The sequence below is a fragment of the Pseudomonas sp. Kh14 genome (genome assembly GCF_900291005.1).
Classification (GTDB): Bacteria; Pseudomonadota; Gammaproteobacteria; order Pseudomonadales; family Pseudomonadaceae; genus Aquipseudomonas; species Aquipseudomonas alloputida.
The window spans coordinates 424,746-442,976 of the sequence record NZ_OLKJ01000038.1 but is presented as its reverse complement, the minus strand read 5'-3'; the positions used below and the strand labels follow the sequence as shown (position 1 = coordinate 442,976).

General features: G+C 62.9%; 16 protein-coding genes. 5 read left to right on the top strand and 11 right to left on the bottom strand.

Annotated features, from left to right (window positions below; all coding sequences use genetic code 11):
- Window positions 1–99 precede the first annotated feature (99 nt).
- The 5 genes from FQ668_RS24455 to FQ668_RS24435 all read left to right on the top strand — a co-directional run bounded on the left by FQ668_RS24455 (window position 100) and on the right by FQ668_RS24435 (window position 7,250).
- On the top strand, window positions 100–1,821 hold the full coding sequence (locus FQ668_RS24455; protein ID WP_202802797.1) for a glucan biosynthesis protein G: 1,722 nt from the start codon (window positions 100–102) through the stop codon (window positions 1,819–1,821).
- Window positions 1,814–4,387 carry a glucans biosynthesis glucosyltransferase MdoH gene (mdoH, locus tag FQ668_RS24450; protein WP_019438720.1) on the top strand — a complete coding sequence of 858 codons (2,574 nt, stop codon included), beginning with the start codon at window positions 1,814–1,816 and terminating at the stop codon, window positions 4,385–4,387. The genes FQ668_RS24455 and mdoH overlap by 8 nt, the downstream gene beginning before the upstream one ends.
- Before the next feature lie 296 nt (window positions 4,388–4,683).
- The gene (locus tag FQ668_RS24445) at window positions 4,684–5,481 is read left to right on the top strand and encodes a transporter substrate-binding domain-containing protein (RefSeq protein WP_026031986.1); all 798 of its coding nucleotides are present in this window, start codon (window positions 4,684–4,686) and stop codon (window positions 5,479–5,481) included.
- 79 nt (window positions 5,482–5,560) lie between these two features.
- Window positions 5,561–6,523, top strand: a complete 963-nt coding sequence (locus FQ668_RS24440) for an amino acid ABC transporter permease (protein WP_014592677.1) — start codon at window positions 5,561–5,563, stop codon at window positions 6,521–6,523.
- On the top strand, window positions 6,516–7,250 hold the full coding sequence (locus FQ668_RS24435; RefSeq protein ID WP_014592676.1) for an amino acid ABC transporter ATP-binding protein: 735 nt from the start codon (window positions 6,516–6,518) through the stop codon (window positions 7,248–7,250). Before FQ668_RS24440 ends, FQ668_RS24435 begins: the two co-directional genes overlap by 8 nt.
- A gap of 109 nt (window positions 7,251–7,359) precedes the next feature.
- Here the strand turns inward: FQ668_RS24435 and FQ668_RS24430 are convergent, their stop codons facing one another.
- The 11 genes from FQ668_RS24430 to ubiE form a co-directional block, all read right to left on the bottom strand.
- A complete protein-coding gene (locus FQ668_RS24430; protein WP_019439203.1) occupies window positions 7,360–9,303 on the bottom strand; it encodes a methyl-accepting chemotaxis protein in 1,944 nt (647 codons plus the stop codon).
- 815 nt (window positions 9,304–10,118) lie between these two features.
- Entirely contained in the window at window positions 10,119–12,035 is a 1,917-nt protein-coding gene (locus tag FQ668_RS24420) for a methyl-accepting chemotaxis protein (protein ID WP_019438719.1), read from the bottom strand.
- A gap of 101 nt (window positions 12,036–12,136) precedes the next feature.
- Entirely contained in the window at window positions 12,137–12,844 is a 708-nt protein-coding gene (locus tag FQ668_RS24415) for a 16S rRNA (uracil(1498)-N(3))-methyltransferase (protein WP_014592673.1), read from the bottom strand.
- Window positions 12,841–13,629, bottom strand: coding sequence for a twin-arginine translocase subunit TatC (gene tatC, locus FQ668_RS24410; RefSeq protein ID WP_010955577.1), 789 nt, complete (start codon window positions 13,627–13,629; stop codon window positions 12,841–12,843). The genes FQ668_RS24415 and tatC overlap by 4 nt, the downstream gene beginning before the upstream one ends.
- Window positions 13,626–14,012, bottom strand: coding sequence for a Sec-independent protein translocase protein TatB (gene tatB / locus FQ668_RS24405; RefSeq protein WP_014592672.1), 387 nt, complete (start codon window positions 14,010–14,012; stop codon window positions 13,626–13,628). Before tatB ends, tatC begins: the two co-directional genes overlap by 4 nt.
- A gap of 3 nt (window positions 14,013–14,015) precedes the next feature.
- Window positions 14,016–14,288: a twin-arginine translocase TatA/TatE family subunit gene (locus FQ668_RS24400; RefSeq protein ID WP_010955575.1), complete on the bottom strand. Its 273-nt coding sequence runs from the start codon at window positions 14,286–14,288 to the stop codon at window positions 14,016–14,018.
- 81 nt (window positions 14,289–14,369) lie between these two features.
- Entirely contained in the window at window positions 14,370–14,705 is a 336-nt protein-coding gene (locus tag FQ668_RS24395; protein WP_003249283.1) for a phosphoribosyl-ATP diphosphatase, read from the bottom strand.
- A gap of 1 nt (window position 14,706) precedes the next feature.
- A complete protein-coding gene (gene hisI / locus FQ668_RS24390) occupies window positions 14,707–15,099 on the bottom strand; it encodes a phosphoribosyl-AMP cyclohydrolase (RefSeq protein WP_003249284.1) in 393 nt (130 codons plus the stop codon).
- A 72-nt stretch (window positions 15,100–15,171) separates the two neighbouring features.
- Window positions 15,172–16,794, bottom strand: coding sequence for a ubiquinone biosynthesis regulatory protein kinase UbiB (gene ubiB / locus FQ668_RS24385; RefSeq protein WP_014592670.1), 1,623 nt, complete (start codon window positions 16,792–16,794; stop codon window positions 15,172–15,174).
- A complete protein-coding gene (locus tag FQ668_RS24380; protein WP_014592669.1) occupies window positions 16,791–17,414 on the bottom strand; it encodes an SCP2 domain-containing protein in 624 nt (207 codons plus the stop codon). The genes ubiB and FQ668_RS24380 overlap by 4 nt, the downstream gene beginning before the upstream one ends.
- Window positions 17,414–18,184 carry a bifunctional demethylmenaquinone methyltransferase/2-methoxy-6-polyprenyl-1,4-benzoquinol methylase UbiE gene (gene ubiE / locus FQ668_RS24375; RefSeq protein ID WP_004576729.1) on the bottom strand — a complete coding sequence of 257 codons (771 nt, stop codon included), beginning with the start codon at window positions 18,182–18,184 and terminating at the stop codon, window positions 17,414–17,416. The genes FQ668_RS24380 and ubiE overlap by 1 nt, the downstream gene beginning before the upstream one ends.
- Window positions 18,185–18,231 lie beyond the last annotated feature (47 nt).

Below are 18,231 nucleotides of genomic sequence, written 5' to 3'. Positions count from 1 at the left end.
GGGAATCATTACGCCCTCTCGGGGTCCGAACAGTGCTCGCCAACCCGGCATTTGTCGCTGGCCGTTGGTTTCATGATCTGTTTTCGGCGAGGGTTGCTCGTGATTGTTAGTCCCCAAAAAGCATCAAGAATCCCCGGCGTCCGGCTACGCAAGGCGCTGATGGCCAGCGTGGCTCTGGTCGGCCTGATGAGCGCGGGCCAGCTGTGGGCATTCAATCTTGACGATGTTGCAGCCAAGGCAAAGGATCTGGCCGGCCAGAAGTACGACGCGCCAAAAAGCAACCTGCCGGCCGTGTTCCGCGACATGAAGTTTGCGGACTACCAGAAAATCCATTTCCTGCAGGAAAAGGCCGAGTGGGCCAAGGACAAGACCCCGTTCAAACTGTCGTTCTATCACCAAGGCATGCACTTCGACACCCCGGTGAAAATCAACGAGGTCACCGCCACCAAGGTCGAGGAAATAAAGTACGACCCGAGCCGTTTCGAGTTCGGTGACGTGCCACACGATCCGGAAACCACCAAGAACCTCGGTTACGCCGGTTTCCGCGTGCTGTACCCGATCAACAAGGCCGACAAGCAGGACGAGATCATGACCCTGCTTGGCGCCAGCTATTTCCGTGTAGTCGGCAAGGGCCATGTGTACGGCCTGTCGGCCCGTGGCCTGGCCATCGACACCGCACTGCCATCGGGCGAAGAGTTCCCGCGCTTCACCGAGTTCTGGGTTGAAAAGCCCAAGCCGGCCGACAAGCACCTGGTGATCTACGCCCTGCTGGATTCGCCGCGCTCCACCGGCGCCTACAAGCTGACCCTGCGTCCGGGCAACGACACCGTGGTCGACGTGCAGTCCCGCGTGTTCCTGCGTGACCACGTCAGCCGCCTGGGCATTGCGCCGCTGACCAGCATGTACCTGTTCGGCCCCAACCAGCCGTCCAAGGTGCTCAACTACCGTCCGGCCCTGCATGACTCCGAAGGCCTGTCGATTCACGCGGGCAATGGCGAGTGGCTGTGGCGCCCGCTGAACAACCCGAAACACCTGGCTGTGAGTAACTTCAGCGTCGAGAACCCGCGTGGTTTCGGTCTGATGCAGCGTCAGCGCGCCTTCAGCGACTACGAAGACCTCGACGACAACTACCAGAAGCGCCCAAGCGCCTGGATCGAGCCGAAGGGTGATTGGGGCAAAGGCACCGTCGACCTGGTCGAAATCCCGACTGCCGACGAGACCAACGACAACATCGTGGCCTTCTGGAGCCCTGAAAAGCTGCCTGAGCCAGGCAAGCCGTTCGAGTACGCCTACCGCCTGCACTGGACCATCGACGAGCCGAAGTTCCAGGCCCCCGAGCTGGGCTGGGTCAAGCAGACCCTGCGTTCCACTGGCGACGTCAAGCAGTCCAACCTGATCCGCCAACCAGACGGCAGCGTGGCCTTCCTGGTCGACTTCGCCGGCCCGGCGCTTGCCGCCCTGCCGGAGGATACCGCCGTGCGTAGCCAGGTCAGCGTGGGCGACAACGCCGAGGTGGTCGAGAACAACCTGCGCTATAACCCTGAGACCAAGGGCTGGCGCCTGACCCTGCGTTTGAAGGTCAAGGAAGCCAACAAACCGACCGAAATGCGTGCCGCGCTGGTGCGTGATGTGCCGGTCGAAGCCGCCAAGCCTGCCAAGGATGCCAGGCAGGACAAGGCAGCAGCCAAGCAAGCCAAGGCCGAGAAAGCCGCCAAGGCCGAACAACCTGCCGCCGATGCGGCGCCCACCAACGGGGCCCCGGCCACCACCGAGAAGGTGCTGACCGAGACCTGGAGCTATCAGTTGCCTGCCGATGAGTAACTCAAGCGCAAGGCCGGAATCGCTTGGCGAGTACCTGGCCCACCTACCCCTGAGCGACGAGCAGCGGGCTGAACTTGCCAGCTGCACCTCGTTCAGTGAGCTACACCAACGCTTGGCGGCCAACCCGGCCGCCAGCTCTGCCGAGGCCGTGCAGGCCTCGGTGGGCCCGCGCCTGACCGTGGGCAGCGCCGCCGAGCTGGAAGATGCCGAAATGCTCGGCGTCGACGGCAGCGGTCGCCTGTGCCTGAAGATCGCTCCGCCGATCAAGCGCACCAAGGTCGTGCCCGAGCCATGGCGCACCAATGTGCTGATCCGCATGTGGCGACGCATGACCGGCCGCCCCAACGCCCCGCAGCCGCCCAAGCGCGAGCTGCCGCCGGCTCGCTGGCGCACGGTTGGCTCTATCCGCCGTTACATTCTGCTGGCGCTGATGATCGGCCAGACCATCGTCGCTGGCTGGTACATGAAAGGCATCCTGCCGTACCAGGGCTGGTCGTTCGTGGACTTCGACGAAATCGTCAACCAGCCGCTGTGGGACACGGTGGTGCAGGTGTGGCCGTACGCCCTGCAAACTTCCATCCTGATCCTTTTCGGCATCCTGTTCTGCTGGGTGTCGGCGGGCTTCTGGACCGCGCTGATGGGCTTCCTCGAGCTGCTCACCGGGCGCGACAAATACAAGATTTCCGGTAGCAGCGCAGGCAACGAGCCGATCGCGCCCGAGGCGCGTACCGCGCTGGTGATGCCGATCTGCAACGAAGACGTGCCGCGGGTGTTCGCCGGCCTGCGCGCAACGTTCGAGTCGGTGGCCGCCAGCGGCAACCTCGACCGGTTCGACTTCTTTGTGCTCAGCGACACCAACGACACCGACATTGCCGTGGCCGAGCAACAGGCCTGGCTGGATGTGTGCCGCGAAACCAAAGGCTTTGGCCGCATCTTCTACCGCCGCCGTCGGCGCCGTGTGAAGCGCAAGAGCGGCAACCTCGACGACTTCTGCCGTCGCTGGGGTGGCGAGTACAAGTACATGGTTGTGCTCGACGCCGACAGCGTCATGAGCGGCGAGTGCCTGAGCAGCCTGGTACGGCTGATGGAGGCCAACCCGGACGCCGGCATCATCCAGACCGGGCCGAAAGCCTCGGGCATGGACACCTTGTATGCACGCATGCAGCAGTTCGCTACCCGCGTGTACGGCCCACTGTTCACTGCCGGTCTGCACTTCTGGCAGTTGGGTGAGTCGCACTACTGGGGCCACAACGCGATCATCCGCATGAAGCCGTTCATCGAGCACTGCGCCCTGGCACCGTTGCCAGGCAAAGGCGCGTTCGCCGGTGCCATCCTTTCCCACGACTTCGTCGAGGCCGCGCTGATGCGCCGTGCCGGCTGGGGTGTATGGATTGCCTACGACTTGCCGGGCAGCTATGAGGAACTGCCGCCAAACCTGCTCGACGAGCTCAAGCGCGACCGCCGCTGGTGCCACGGCAACCTGATGAACTTCCGCCTGTTCCTGGTCAAGGGCATGCACCCGGTTCACCGTGCGGTGTTCCTCACCGGGGTGATGTCTTACCTGTCGGCGCCGCTGTGGTTCCTGTTCCTGGTGCTGTCGACCGCGCTGCTGGCGACCAACACGCTGATGGAGCCGCAGTATTTCATCGAGCCGTACCAGCTTTACCCGCTGTGGCCGCAGTGGCACCCGGAGAAGGCTGTGGCGCTGTTCTCCACCACCATTGTGCTGCTGTTCCTGCCCAAGCTGCTCAGCGTCATCCTGATCTGGGCCAAGGGCGCCGTCGAGTTCGGTGGGCGAGTCAAGGTTACCTTGTCGATGCTGATGGAGATGCTGTTCTCCATGTTGCTGGCACCGGTACGCATGATCTTCCACACCCGCTTCGTGCTGGCCGCATTCCTCGGCTGGGCTGCGACCTGGAACTCGCCGCAGCGTGACGACGACTCCACGCCGTGGGGCGAAGCGGTGCGCCGGCATGGCCCGCAGACGCTGCTGGGCATTGCCTGGGCCGCACTGGTGGCGTGGTTGAACCCGAGCTTCCTGTGGTGGCTGGCGCCTATCGTCGGTTCGCTGGTGCTGTCGATCCCGGTATCGGTGATTTCCAGCCGCACCCGCCTGGGCTTGGCGGCCAAGGACGAGAAGCTGTTCCTCATCCCAGAGGAATACGCCACCCCACAAGAGCTGCTGGCTACCGACCAGTACACCCACGAAAACCGCTGGCATGCCCTGCATGATGGCTTCGTGCGGGCCGTGGTCGACCCGCGGCAGAATGCCCTGGCCTGTGCCATGGCCACTGCCCGTCATGGCCAGGCGGCACCGATCGAAGCGTTGCGTGCCGAGCGCGTTGCCAAGGCGATTGAAGTCGGGCCAAAAGGCCTGGACCTCAATACTCGCCTGGCCCTGCTCAGCGACCCGGTGGCACTGAGCCGCCTGCACGAGCAGGTGTGGGCCGAGCACAATGCGGCCTGGATCGATGTGTGGCGTGCGTCGATCAACAATGACCCGCATTCGCCGCTGTTGCCGTTGCACCCGGAAAACGCAGGCCAACCGGCACTCGTCGGCGCCTGATCGGGCCTGTTCGCGGCGGTTCGGCGCCCCGATGAACCCGCTCCTACGGGGGCCTGATCGGGCCTCTTCGCGGGTGAACCCGCTCCTGCCAGGGATACACATTCCCTTGTAGGAGCGGGTTCACCCGCGAAGCTTTTTGGCCTGGCCCCCTCATTTTGGCCAACAAAGTCCCCCCGCAGCTCTAGGTCCACGGGCCGCCATGCGTTAGCATCCCTCTCCGATACGACGCTTCGGCCAGTACGGCCGTGCCAACACAATAAGATTCGCTACTTTTCTTGCTAGGGGACTTGGTGATGATCAAGAAATACCTTTCGCGACTGCTGGTCGGTGTGACCGCCCTGGTCGCCGTGACCGCGGCACAGGCGGGCGCCATCGATGACGCGGTCAAGCGCGGCACCCTGCGGGTGGGCATGGACCCGACTTACATGCCGTTCCAGATGACCAACAAGCGTGGCGAGATCATCGGCTTCGAAGTCGATATCCTCAAGGCCATGGCCAAGTCCATGGGCGTGAAGTTCGAGGCCGTGTCCACCGCCTATGACGGCATCATCCCGGCCCTGCTGACCGACAAGTTCGACATGATCGGCAGCGGCATGACCCTGACCCAGGAGCGCAACCTGCGTCTGAACTTCAGCGAACCCTTCATCGTGGTTGGCCAGACCCTGCTGATCCGCAAGGAGCTGGCTGGCGAGATCAAGTCGTACAAGGACCTGAACAACGAGAAGTACCGCCTGACCTCCAAGCTTGGCACCACCGGCGAAATGGTGTCCAAAAAGCTGATCAGCAAAGCCAAGTACCACGGTTACGACAACGAGCAGGAAGCCGTCATGGACGTGGTCAACGGCAAGGCCGACGCCTTTGTCTATGACGCGCCGTACAACGTGGTGGCGGTGGATAAGGCCGGCGCCGGCAAGCTGCTGTTCCTCGACGAGCCCTTCACCTACGAGCCGCTGGCCTTCGGCCTGAAGAAAGGCGACTACGACAGCATCAACTTCATCAACAACTTCCTGCACCAGATCAAGCACGACGGGACCTACGATCGTATTCACGACAAGTGGTTCAAGAACAAGGACTGGCTGAAGGAAATGGAATAAGGCTCAGGCCACAAGCCCGGCTTTATGACCCCGACGCGCAGGCAAACCCTGCGCGTTCGCATTTACGGAAGTACCCCACGTGATCAAACACAAGAAAGCCCAGTGGCCTTGGCATGGGTTGACCGCCCTGGTCCTGGTAGGCCTGGCGCTCAGCCTTTACATGGCCACCTCGATGATTTCCTACGAGTGGCGCTGGAACCGCGTACCGCAGTACTTCGCCTACAAGGCCGAGGAAACACAACGCGCTGCCGGCTACGGCACTGTGCAGGAAATCGTCATCTCCGGTGACAACGCCCGCGTCACGCTGAAGGACGAAAATGGTGCCGAGCAAGTGCTCGATGTGGCCAAGGACAGCCTGCAACTGAGCCGCGGCGACGATGTTGCCGAAGGCGACCAGATTGGGGTAACCCGCCATTGGGCCGCTGGCCCGCTGGCATGGGGCCTGTGGACCACCTTGTGGATCTCGGTGGTGTCCGGGGCGCTGGGCCTGGTGATCGGCCTGTTCGCCGGATTGTGCCGGTTGTCGAACAACCCGACCCTGCGCGACCTGTCGACCGTGTATGTCGAGCTGGTGCGCGGCACGCCGCTGCTGGTGCAGATCTTCATCTTCTACTTCTTCATCGGCACCGTGCTCAACCTGTCCCGCGAGTTTGCCGGGGTAGCGGCCCTGGCATTGTTCACCGGTGCTTACGTGGCCGAAATCGTCCGTGCTGGCGTGCAGTCGATTGCCAAGGGCCAGAACGAGGCTGCCCGGTCGCTGGGCCTGAACGCAGGCCAGTCGATGCGCCATGTGATCTTGCCGCAGGCGTTCAAGCGCGTGCTTCCGCCCCTGGCTGGCCAGTTCATCAGCCTGGTCAAGGACACCTCGCTGGTGTCGGTGATCGCCATCACCGAGCTGACCAAGAGTGGCCGTGAGGCTATCACCACCTCGTTCTCTACCTTCGAGATCTGGTTCTGCGTGGCAGGCCTGTACCTGCTGATCAACCTGCCGCTGTCGCACATTGCCAGCCGGCTCGAGCGGAGGCTTGCGCAAAGTGATTGAAGTCCGTGACCTGCTGAAAGTCTTCGACACCCGTGGCCAGGTGGTAAGGGCTGTGGATAACGTCACCACTCAGGTCGCCAAGGGCGAAGTGGTGGTCGTGCTCGGCCCGTCGGGGTCGGGCAAATCGACGTTCCTGCGCTGCCTCAACGGCCTGGAGCATTTCGACCAAGGCCATGTGGCCATCGATGGCCTGCAACTGGCCGACCCCAAGACCGACATCAATGCCTACCGCCGCGAAGTCGGCATGGTGTTCCAGCACTTCAACCTGTTCCCGCACATGACCGTGCTGGAAAACCTGTGCCTGGCGCAGAAGGTGGTGCGCAAGCGCAACAAGGCCGAGCGTGAAGCCAAGGCCCGGGCGTTGCTGGAGAAGGTGGGTATTTCGCAGAAGGCCAACGAGTACCCGTCGCGCTTGTCTGGCGGCCAGCAACAGCGGGTGGCGATTGCCCGGGCCCTGGCGATGGACCCGAAAGTGATGCTGTTCGACGAGCCGACCTCGGCGCTTGACCCGGAAATGGTCGGTGAGGTGCTGGACGTGATGAAGACCCTGGCCCAGGAAGGCATGACCATGGTTTGCGTCACCCACGAAATGGGCTTTGCCCGCGAAGTGGCCGACCGCGTGCTGTTCTTCGACCATGGCAAGCTGCTGGAAGATTCGGCCCCGGCCGCATTCTTCGCTGCGCCGAAAGACCCGCGTGCGCAGGCATTCCTGCGCCAGGTGCTGTAACCGCGCGGGCTTCTTCGCGGACAAGCCCGCTCCTGCATGTCCACCACTGCCTTGATGGGGGTGATGTACCTGTGTGAGCGGGCTTTCCCGCGAAGAGGGCGATGCGAAGTCAGATGCTGAACCGCCCAACCATCCCCCGCAATTGCTGCCCCAACTGCTCCAGCTCCCCGCTCGAGGCTGCCGTCTGCTCACTGGCCGCACTGGTCTGATCTGAAACATCCCGCACATTGATCACACTTCGGTTGATCTGCTCGGCCACCACGCTCTGCTCTTCACTGGCGGTGGCAATCTGCTGGTTCATGCCCTGAATGCTCGATACCGTGTCGGTGATCTGGCTCAGTGCGTGCCCGGCCCTGCGACTCAGCTCAACGCTCTGTTCGGTCAGGCTCTTGCTGCTGTCCAGCAAGCGGGTCACTTCGTCGGTACCGTTGTGCAGACTGTCGATCAGTTGGCCAATCTCCTCGGTCGCCGTCGAGGTACGCTGGGCCAGGCCGCGCACCTCATCGGCCACCACGGCAAAGCCACGCCCGGCTTCACCGGCCCGTGCCGCTTCGATCGCTGCATTCAGCGCCAGCAGGTTGGTCTGTTCGGACACCGACTTGATCACATCGAGGATGCTGCCAATCCGCTGACTCTCGCCTGCCAGGTGCTGCATGGCCGCCAGGCAATGGTCCATCTGCCCGGCCAGCTGCTCGATACGGCCGATGGCTTCGGCTACTACCTGGTCACCCACCTGAGCCTGCTGGTCTGCATTGGTGGCGGCCAGCGAGGCTTGCTCGGCGTTCTGTGCCACTTCCTGCACAGTGGCGCTCATCTGGTTCATGGCAGTGGCCACCTGGTCAGTTTCCTCGCGCTGCTGATTGATGCGCAGCTTGGTGTCTTCGCTACTGGCCGCCAACTGCGTGGCGGCCTGTGACAGCTGGCCGACACCCTGATCAATGCCACCGATCAGCTCGCGCAGGCTCAAGGTCATCTCGCGCATGCTGGTTTGCAGCTGGCCCATCTCGTCGCGACGTTGCACGGTGTCGACCTGGCTCAGATCCCCCTTGGCGATGCGCGCGGCCACAGCCAGCGTCTGGCGCAATGGCTGGGTGATCTGCAAGGTGATCAGCCAGGCGGCCAGCGCCCCTACCACCATTGCCAACAGCGCCACACTGGTCAGCAGCGACCGGGCGGCCAAGGCCTCTCTGTCGCGTTGTTCGACCTTGCGTTTGCCCAGTTCGAGGCTCACCGTTCGCAGCTCGTTGCCCATGTTTTCCATGTTGTTCTGCAACTGCTCGACACGTACGGCGGCGCGGCGGTACTGATCCAGGCTGGTGCGGTACTTGCTCAGCTCGACACCGGGTTGCTCACTGATGGCGCGTGGCAAGCCCAGCGGCGCAAGGCCTTCAAGCAGTTGCGCAAGGCTATTGTCGGCGGCATCCAGGGCGTTCTCACCGACTTTGGCAAAATCCTCGACCGGGACGAAGGTGTAGGCTGGAACCAGGCTTTGCTGGTTGGCACCCTCGACATGCCGGCTGAGGGTATCCATCAGGCCCAGCACACCACTTTGCTGACTGTCGTCAGGCATTTTCAGCAAGGCCTGGGTCTGCAGTTGGTCAATCGCCTCGCTGAGTGCATGCTCCTGCGCCTGAAGGGCTTCGCGCAGGGCTACACGGCTGGCGACGCTGCGCTGCAGTTCGCTGAAGGTGTCGCGCAGGCTCTGCAACAATGCCATTTTTTCTGTCAGCAACTGCCGTGACTCATCGACGTTGCTGCGTTGCTGCAGGGTGGTCAGCATGCTGTTGAGCTGGTCGAGGATGTTGCTGATGCGTGCTCTGCTGGCATCGTCGTTGAGCACACGGTAGGTGATGCGTTCCGCGCGCAGGTCTTTTGTCAGGTCGTTGATCAGGCCTATTTCGCTGAGTTGCTGTGAGCGCACGATGGCACCATCCAAGGCACGCCAGCCGCTGATGGTGGTGGCCAGGGTGAGGAGCAGGACCACGGCGAAGCCGAGGGCCAGCTTGGCGGCGACACTGATGTTGCCGAACTTGCGGTTGAGGGAGCCAAGCATGGGGAATCTCCGAGCGAGTGAGAGAAAGGATGCAGGCGCATGGCTGGCATCACATCTCTGCCCATCGGCAGCGGAGCTGTAGGACTTGACCTGATAATCAGGTAGGAAAGTTCGTCGCGAACAGTAGGATAAATTTCGTTCTGTGCCGGCCTCTTCGCGGGTAAACCCGCTCCTACGACGGCCTGTGCATGTGTGTAGGAGCGGGTTTACCCGCGAATACGGTGGTGGCGGCAACGGTGAACGGCGGGTGGAGATTGGCCAGCAGGCCCGTCCTCTTCGCGGGTAAACCCGCTCCTACGACGGCCTGTGCATGTGTGTAGGAGCGGGTTTACCCGCGAATACGGTGGTGGCGGCAACGGTGAACGGCGGGTGGAGATTGGCCAGCAGGCCCGTCCTCTTCGCGGGTAAACCCGCTCCTACGACGGCCTGTGCATGTGTGTAGGAGCGGGTTTACCCGCGAATACGGTGGTGGCGGCAACGGTGAACGGCGGGTGGAGATTGGCCAGCAGGCCCGTCCTCTTCGCGGGTAAACCCGCTCCTACGACGGCCTGTGCATGTGTGTAGGAGCGGGTTTACCCGCGAATACGGTGGCGGCGGCAACGGTGAACGGCGGGTGGAGATTGGCCAGCAAGGCCGGCCCATTCGCGGGTGAACCCGCTCCTACGAAGGCCTGTGCATTTGTGTGTAGGAGCGGGTTTACCCGCGAATACGGTGGTGCCGGCAACGGTGAACGGCGGGTGGAGATTGGCCAGCCGGCTTGGCCCATTAGCGGGTTTACCCGCGAAGAGGCCCGACCGGGCGACCGCTAGTTCAGATCACAGCCTGAACCGCCCAACCAACCCTTGCAAATGGGTACCCAACCGCGCCAGTTCTATGCTGGAGCTGGCGGTCTCCTCACTGGCCGCCGAGGTCTGGTCGGAAATATCACGCACATTCATCACGCTGCGGTTGATCTCCTCGGCCACCGCCGTCTGCTCCTCGGCCGCCGTGGCAATCTGCTGGTTCATCGCCTGGATCGACGACACCGTGCGGGTGATGGTTTCCAGCGAGCTGCCGGCGCGGCGGGTCAGCTCGACGCTGCTGTCGGTCAGTTGGCGGCTGTTGTCCATCACGCTGGCCACCCGTTGGGTGCCGCTTTGCAGGCCGGCAATCAACTCTTCGATCTCTTCGGTCGACTGCTGTGTGCGTTGGGCCAAGCTGCGCACTTCGTCGGCAACCACGGCAAAGCCACGCCCGGCCTCACCGGCGCGGGCGGCTTCGATTGCCGCGTTGAGGGCCAGAAGGTTGGTTTGCTGGGCCACCGATTTGATTACGTCGAGTACGCTGCCGATCTTGTCGCTTTCGGCCTTGAGCAGGTTCATCGCTTCGCTGGAGTTGACCACTTCGCTGGCCAGGCGCTCGATCTGTGCCACTGCCTCGCCCACCACGCGATCACCCTCGCGGGCCTGCTGGTCGGCCATCAAGGCGGCTTCCGAAGCCTGTTCGGCATTGCGTGCCACTTCGTGCACGGTGGCAGTCATCTGGTTCATCGCAGTCGCCACCTGGTCGGTTTCGACCTTCTGGTTGTTGACCCCGGCGCTGGTCTGTTCTGTCACCGCCGACAGCTCTTCGGCAGCGCTGGCGATCTGCGTGACGCCGTCGCCAATGCCGCCGATCAGTTCACGCAAACCTTGGGTCATGCGATGCATGCTGGCCTGCAATTGGCCCAGTTCGTCGCGGCGTTGTACCTGCAGGCTCTGGGTCAGGTCTCCACTGGCCACTCGCTCTGCGGCGCGCAGTGTTTGGCGCAGCGGGATGATGATTTGCCGGGTAATGGCCCAGGCGGCCAGCAGGCCAAGGGCCAGTGCCAGCACGGTGGCAGCTGTGAGCAGTGTTTTGGCCTGCGCGGCAGCGGCATCGCGCACCTCGGTTTGCGAGGTGGTCATCATCTGGCTGGCCTGCAGCAGTACCGTGCCTTGTTCAACCATGCGTTGCAGCGCTTGCTCGCTGGCCAACTGGGCATTGCCGAACTGGGTCACCGCATCGCGGTAGCCGCCCATGGCCGTGGCGGCATCATCCAGGCTGGCAGCATGTTCGGCTGGCACTTTGGCCGGCAGTGTACGCAGCTCGGCCAAGGCCTGGTCGATGGCTTTTAGTGCCGTTTGCTGGTAATTGGCATTGCCGCTGTAGGTGTAGCCACGCACCTGGAAACGCGCTTGTTGCAGCAGGGCGCTGACGTCCACCGCGTACTGGTACTGGTTGATGTTTGCGCCTTGCAGCAGGCTACGCTGTACGCGGCCTATCAACTCCACGGCTTTATCGGCGCTGCTCCCCAGTACATCACGGCTGGCTTCGCGGCGTTGGTCGGCTTGCTTAAGCTCGTTGAATGCCTGCTGGTAGGTGCGCACTGCCTCGCGTTGCTGTTCGAGGCGTTGGCGGTCGGCGGGCTGTTCGATCTGGCCAAGCATCAGCTGCACCTGGCGGTCAAGGCTGCTCAGGGCTTTTTCCAGTTCTGCCAGCGAAGCGTCGTCGCGGCGGCGATCATACTGCTGGCGGGCGATGCGCAATTCCTGGGTGTATTGCTGGATGACAGAGATGTTTCCCAGTTTGTCGCCACGGTCGATGATGCTGTCCATGCCGTGCCAGCCGGTCAGGGTAATCGCCAAGGTCAACAGCAGCACCAGGCCGAAACCCAGCCCCAGTTTGCGATTGACGCTCACATTGCCCAGCGATTGGGCTAACCATTGATACATGTTCGACTCCCCGGCGGCTTGGCAGCACAAATAATTGTATTGTTGCCAAGGCCATCGGCCCGTGAGAGGGAAACTTGATGGGCGAAGAAGGGGTGTTTGTGTCAGAAAATACGCGAAAGCAGCGCGGTGACGGCGGTCTCCACCCGCAAGATGCGATCACCCAGCTGTACCGGCGCCAGGCCTGCCTTGCCCAGCAGGTCGATCTCGTAGGGGATCCAGCCACCCTCGGGGCCAATTGCCAGGGTAACGGCTTGTTCTACGGCGCGCGGACAGGTTGGGTAAGGGCCGGGGTGGCCGACCAGGCCCAGGGTGCCGGCGGCGATGGTGGGCAGGCGGTCTTCGACAAAAGGCTTGAAGCGCTTTTCAATGATCACCTCGGGCAGCACGGTGTCGCGCGCCTGTTCCAGGCCCAGGATCAGGTTCTCGCGAATGGTGTCGGGCTGCAGAAAGGGCGTTTGCCAGAAGCTTTTCTCGACCTTGTAGCTGTTCAGCAGGATCAGCCGCGGCACGCCCAGCGTGGCCACGGTCTGGAACAGCCGTCGCAGCATTTTGGGGCGAGGCACCGCCAGCACCAGGGTCAGGGGCAGCTTGGCCGGTGGCTGCTGGTCGAAGGCCACTTCAAGTTCGGCTTCGTGCTTTTCCAGGCGCAGCACCGTGGCCTTGCCCATCAGGCCATTGATACGGCCCACGCGCAGGTTGTCGCCCACTGCCACGCGGTGGATTTCCTGCATATGGGTGAAGCGCCGATCAGCGAGAACGACACGGTTGGCCGAGACGAAGTCGGCCTCTTCAAGAAGCAGCAGGTTCACGGTTGGGTCGCTGGTGGCTGGTCGTTATGGTCATCGGCGGTTTCGTCGTGGGCGCTGCGCTTGCGGATCAGGCTGCCGCACAGCACGCCGATCTCGAACAGCAGCCACATGGGCACGGCCAGCAGGGTCTGGGAGAAGATGTCCGGTGGGGTGAGGACCATGCCGACCACGAAGCAGCCGATGATCACATACGGGCGGACTTTCTTCAGGTACTTCACGTCGACCACGCCGATCCACACCAGCAGTACGACCGCTACCGGGATTTCGAAAGCCACGCCGAAGGCGAAGAACAGCGTCATCACGAAGTCGAGGTAGCTTGCGATGTCGGTCATCATCGAAACGCCTTCTGGCGTGGCGCTGGCGAAGAAACCGAAGATCAGCGGGAATACCAGGAAATAGGCGAAGGCCATGCCGGCATAGAACAAGAAGATGCTCGACACCAACAGTGGAATGGCGATGCGCTTTTCATGGCGGTACAGCCCTGGCGCGATAAAACCCCAGATCTGCTGAAGGATGAACGGGATGGCCAGGAACAGCGAGACGATCATGGTCAGCTTGAACGGCGTGAGGAACGGCGAGGCCACATCGGTGGCGATCATCGTTGCATTGGCCGGCAAGTGCTCGCGCAGTGGCGCGGAAACCAGTGTGTAGATCTGCTGGGCGAAGGAGAACAGCCCGGCAAAGATCAGGAAAATGACGGCAACGCAGCGCAGCAGGCGGGTGCGCAGTTCGGTCAGGTGCGAAACCAGCGGCATTGGCTGGTCGTGTTCCGGGTTCTCGCTCATGGGGCTCGCGGCGGTTGAGGCGGTTGAGGCGGTTCAGACGGTGCGGCCGGGGCAGCGGGTGCTTCGACCGGCTTGGCTTCGAGCCCGGCAGGTGGCTGCACGCTGGCCGTGGTGACCGGCGGCTGCGCGGGTGGCGTCATTGGGTTGAGGATACGCTTGGCTTCCTCTTCCATCTGCAGGATGTGCTCGTTATGCAGTTGGCGGCGGATGTCGTCGGCGCCTATTTCGCGCTCCACTTCCATCTTGATGCTGTTGAAGCTGCGTTTGAGCCGGCCGATCCACAGCCCTGCCGTGCGCGCGGCACCCGGCAGGCGCTCGGGGCCGAGCACCAGCAGGGCGACCAGGCCGACGAGCAGCAGCTCGCTGAAACTCATGCCGAACATGGGTCAGTCTTTCCGCTGCGGCTCTTGGACCGGGTGGGCCTGGCCTTCGATGGTGTGGCCTTGCTGCGGCTGCGCGGTGTTTTGCACCGGTGGCACAGGCTGCGCAGGCGGCGGAGTCTGCTCGGCCGGCTTGGTCTCTTCTTCGTTCATGGCCTTGCGGAAGCCCTTGATCGACTCGCCCAGGTCGCTGCCGAAGTTCTTCAGCTTCTTGGTGCCGAACACCAGGACCACGACGACCAGCAGGACGATCCAGTGTTTCCAGTCAAAGATACCCATTTCGTACTCCTGAAAATTGTGTGTACAGCATATCGATCCGGCAACCCGGCGCCTATGGGAGCGGGCGTCCCCGATAAAACATCAGGCAGATGGCTGGCGTGCGGCCTTTTCATCATGCCCGGAAAGACCGAAGCGGCGTTCCAGTTCATCCAGCACGGCTTGCGGATGCTGGCCCAGCGCACTGAGCATCACCAGGCTATGAAACCACAGGTCGGCGGTTTCGTAGATGACATCGCTGTAATCCTTGCTGATCTGGGCATCCTTGGCAGCAATGATCGTTTCGACCGACTCTTCGCCGAGCTTTTCAAGGATCTTGTTCAGGCCCTTGTGGTACAGGCTGGCCACGTAAGAGCTGTCAGGCGCCGCTTGCTTGCGTTCTTCAAGCACTTCGGCCAGGCGGTTGAGGGTGTCGCTCATGTCAGTGTCCTGCGCTGTAAATGGCATCCGGGTCCTTCAGGACCGGGTCGACGATTTTCCACTGGCCGTCTTCATAGACGCGGTAGAAGCAGCTTTCACGACCGGTATGGCAGGCGATATGGCCCAGTTGCTCGACCATCAGGATGATCACGTCGGCGTCACAGTCCAGGCGCAACTCATGCAGTTTTTGCACATGCCCGGATTCCTCGCCTTTGCGCCACAGCTTGCCACGCGAACGCGACCAGTAGATGGCACGCTGCTCGGCGGCGGTCAGGGCCAGCGATTCACGGTTCATCCAGGCCATCATCAGCACGCGTCCGGTCTTGTGGTCCTGGGCGATCGCCGGTACCAGGCCATCGCTGTTCCACTTGATCTCGTCCAGCCAGTCTTTCATCGTCGACTCCAAAGCGGGCCCGCTCCTGTGCCGGGCCCTTTGCGCTAGTGTGCCAGCCACAGGCGCGGCTGGCTATTGGCGCACGATCAGGTAAAGGCCCGCAGCCAGCATCAGCCAGGCGGGCCAGGCGGCCGGGGCGGCCAGGCTGGCGGTTTCTGCAGCGCCTGCGGCCAAGACTGCGCCACCGCCGAGCAGACCGGCGCCCAGCAGGCGCAGCGCCCAGCGGTCGCCCTGGCGGCGTCGTTCCGGCAATTGTGGATTGTGCAGGTGAGGCTGCGACAGGCGTTCGAGCAGGTCGCGGGTCATGCCAGCCAGGTGCGGCAGTTGCTCTACCTGACTGTGCAGGTTGCCGAACACGGCCTTGGGGCTATAGCGGTCGCGCATCCAGCGTTCGAGGTACGGCTTGGCGGTGCTCCACAGGTCCAGGTCGGGGTACAGCTGACGGCCCAGGCCTTCGATGTTGAGCAGGGTTTTCTGCAGCAATACCAGCTGTGGCTGCACTTCCATGTTGAAGCGCCGTGCAGTCTGGAACAGGCGCATCAGTACCTGCCCGAAGGAAATATCTTTTAACGGTTTCTCGAAGATCGGCTCGCAAACGGTGCGTATCGCTGCTTCGAACTCGTTGACCTTGGTGTTTGCCGGCACCCAGCCCGAGTCGATGTGCAACTGCGCCACGCGGCGGTAGTCACGCTTGAAGAAGGCAAACAGGTTGCGCGCCAGGTAGTCCTGGTCCTCGGCGGTGAGGCTGCCGACGATGCCGCAGTCGATGGCAATGTACTGCGGGCTCCACGGTTTGACCGTGCTGACGAAGATGTTGCCGGGGTGCATGTCGGCATGGAAGAAGCTGTCGCGGAACACCTGGGTGAAGAACACTTCCACGCCGCGCTCGGCCAGCAGCTTCATGTCGGTGCGCTGGTCGGCCAAGGTGGCCATGTCGGTCACCGGTACGCCGTAGATGCGCTCCATCACCAGCACCTTGGGGCGGCACAGATCCCAGTACACCTGGGGCACGTACATCAGCTCGGAGTCTTCGAAGTTGCGCCGCAGCTGGCTGGCGTTGGCAGCCTCGCGCAGCAGGTCGAGCTCGTCGTAGATGGTTTTTTCGTAATCGCCGACGATTTCCACCGGGTGCAGGCGACGGGCATCCGCCGAGGCGCGTTCGGCGGCCTTGGCGATCAGGAACAGCCAGGCCAGGTCTTGGGCGATGACCGGCTTCAGGCCCGGGCGCACCACCTTGACCACCACCTCTTCGCCGGTTTTAAGGCGTGCGGCGTGCACCTGGGCCACCGAGGCCGAGGCCAGTGGCTCGACGTCGAAGCGGCTGAACACCTCGCCGACCTTCGCACCGAGCTGTTCCTCAATCAAGGCCACGGCTTGTTTTGGGTCGAACGGTGGCACACGGTCCTGCAACAGCATCAACTCGTCGGCGATGTCGGGGGGCAGGAGATCGCGGCGGGTGGACAGCAGCTGGCCGAACTTGATGAAGATCGGCCCCAGGTCCTGCAGTGCCAGGCGCAGGCGCGCGCCACGGCTGAGTTCGGTGGGCTTGCGTGGCAGCCAGCGCCACGGCATCAACAGGCGCAGGCTGGCCAGCCACCAGGGCAGCAAGGGTTGGTCGAACAGCAGGTCATCGAGGCGGTAGCGGATCACCACACGCTGGATGCGAAAAAGACGTCGGACGGCGAGCAGCTTCATGCGTTATCGCTGGTATCAAGGGATCGGGACAGGCGCCTGAGGCGCGCTTCGAGGCGTTCTGTATCAAGCTTCAAGGCATCGAGCTCGCTGAAGGCGGCTTCGGCCTCGCGCTTGCCGACCAGGGTACGGGATTCTTCGGCCAGGTACTCGGACAGGTTCTGGCTGAAACGTGCCAGGCCTTGGCGAGTCCAGCGAGCGCGCAGGCGGATATGACCGGCCAGCATTGCCGTGGCGACCGGGCCAAGCCAGCGTTGCAGCTCGTGCTCCCAGTCCAGCTCCAGGTCCTGCAGCACACCGAACAGGTCGAGCAGTACGGCGCTGTCGCCGTGCAGTTCGACCTGCGGGCTGTGCAGCACGGCGGTCTTGTCCTTGGCCAGGGCCAGTTGCGCCAGGCTACCGGCGGGGGCGCGCAGGCTGCAGTCGACCTCGCCCTGCCAATGGGCGGCGAGCATCAGGCCCTGCTCATCGGGCAGGATGAACACCTGCAGGGCCGGTTGGCGGCAGTCGATTTCGATGACCTTGCCTTCCAGCGCGGCCAGCCGCGGCAGGGCCGTGCTGTCCAGGCGCAGGATGCGGTTCAGGCCATGTTCGACGCTGGCGAGCAGCCCGGCCAGCAACATCAGGGTTTGATTCCCCGGTGCACGGCAACGATGCCGCTGGTCATGTTGTGGTAGGTGACGCGGTCGAAACCGGCCTCGACCATCATGCTCTTCAGGGTTTCCTGGTCAGGGTGCATGCGGATCGACTCGGCCAGGTAACGGTAGCTCTCGGCGTCATTGGTGATCAGCTTGCCAGCCAGCGGCATGAAGGCGAACGAGTAGGCGTCGTAGGCCTTGGACATCAGCTTGTTGGTCGGCTTGGAGAACTCCAGGATCAACAGGCGGCCACCGGGCTTGAGCACGCGCAGCATCGAACGGATGGCGGCGTCCTTGTGGGTGACGTTGCGCAGGCCGAAAGCGATGGTCACGCAGTCGAAGTGGTTGTCCGGGAACGGCAGCTTTTCAGCGTCGGCCTGGACGAACTCGATGTTGCCGGCCACGCCACGGTCAAGCAGGCGGTCTCGGCCAACCTTGAGCATCGAATCGTTGATGTCGGCCAGCACCACTTGCCCGGTCGGCCCGACAAGACGGGAGAACTTGGCCGCCAGGTCACCGGTACCGCCGGCGATGTCCAGCACGCGGTTGCCGCTGCGCACGCCCGACAGCTCGATGGTAAAGCGCTTCCACAGGCGGTGCATGCCGCCGGAAAGCACGTCGTTCATCAGGTCGTATTTGGCTGCCACCGAGTGGAACACTTCGGCGACTTTCTTCGCTTTCTGGCTTTCAGGCACGTCCTGATAGCCGAAATGGGTGGTGGGTTCGGCGTGGTCGCCTTTGCGCTGGTCGTTCATATCGCTTCACCGAAAAAAATTACCGCCATTCTAGGGCGAACGGGCGG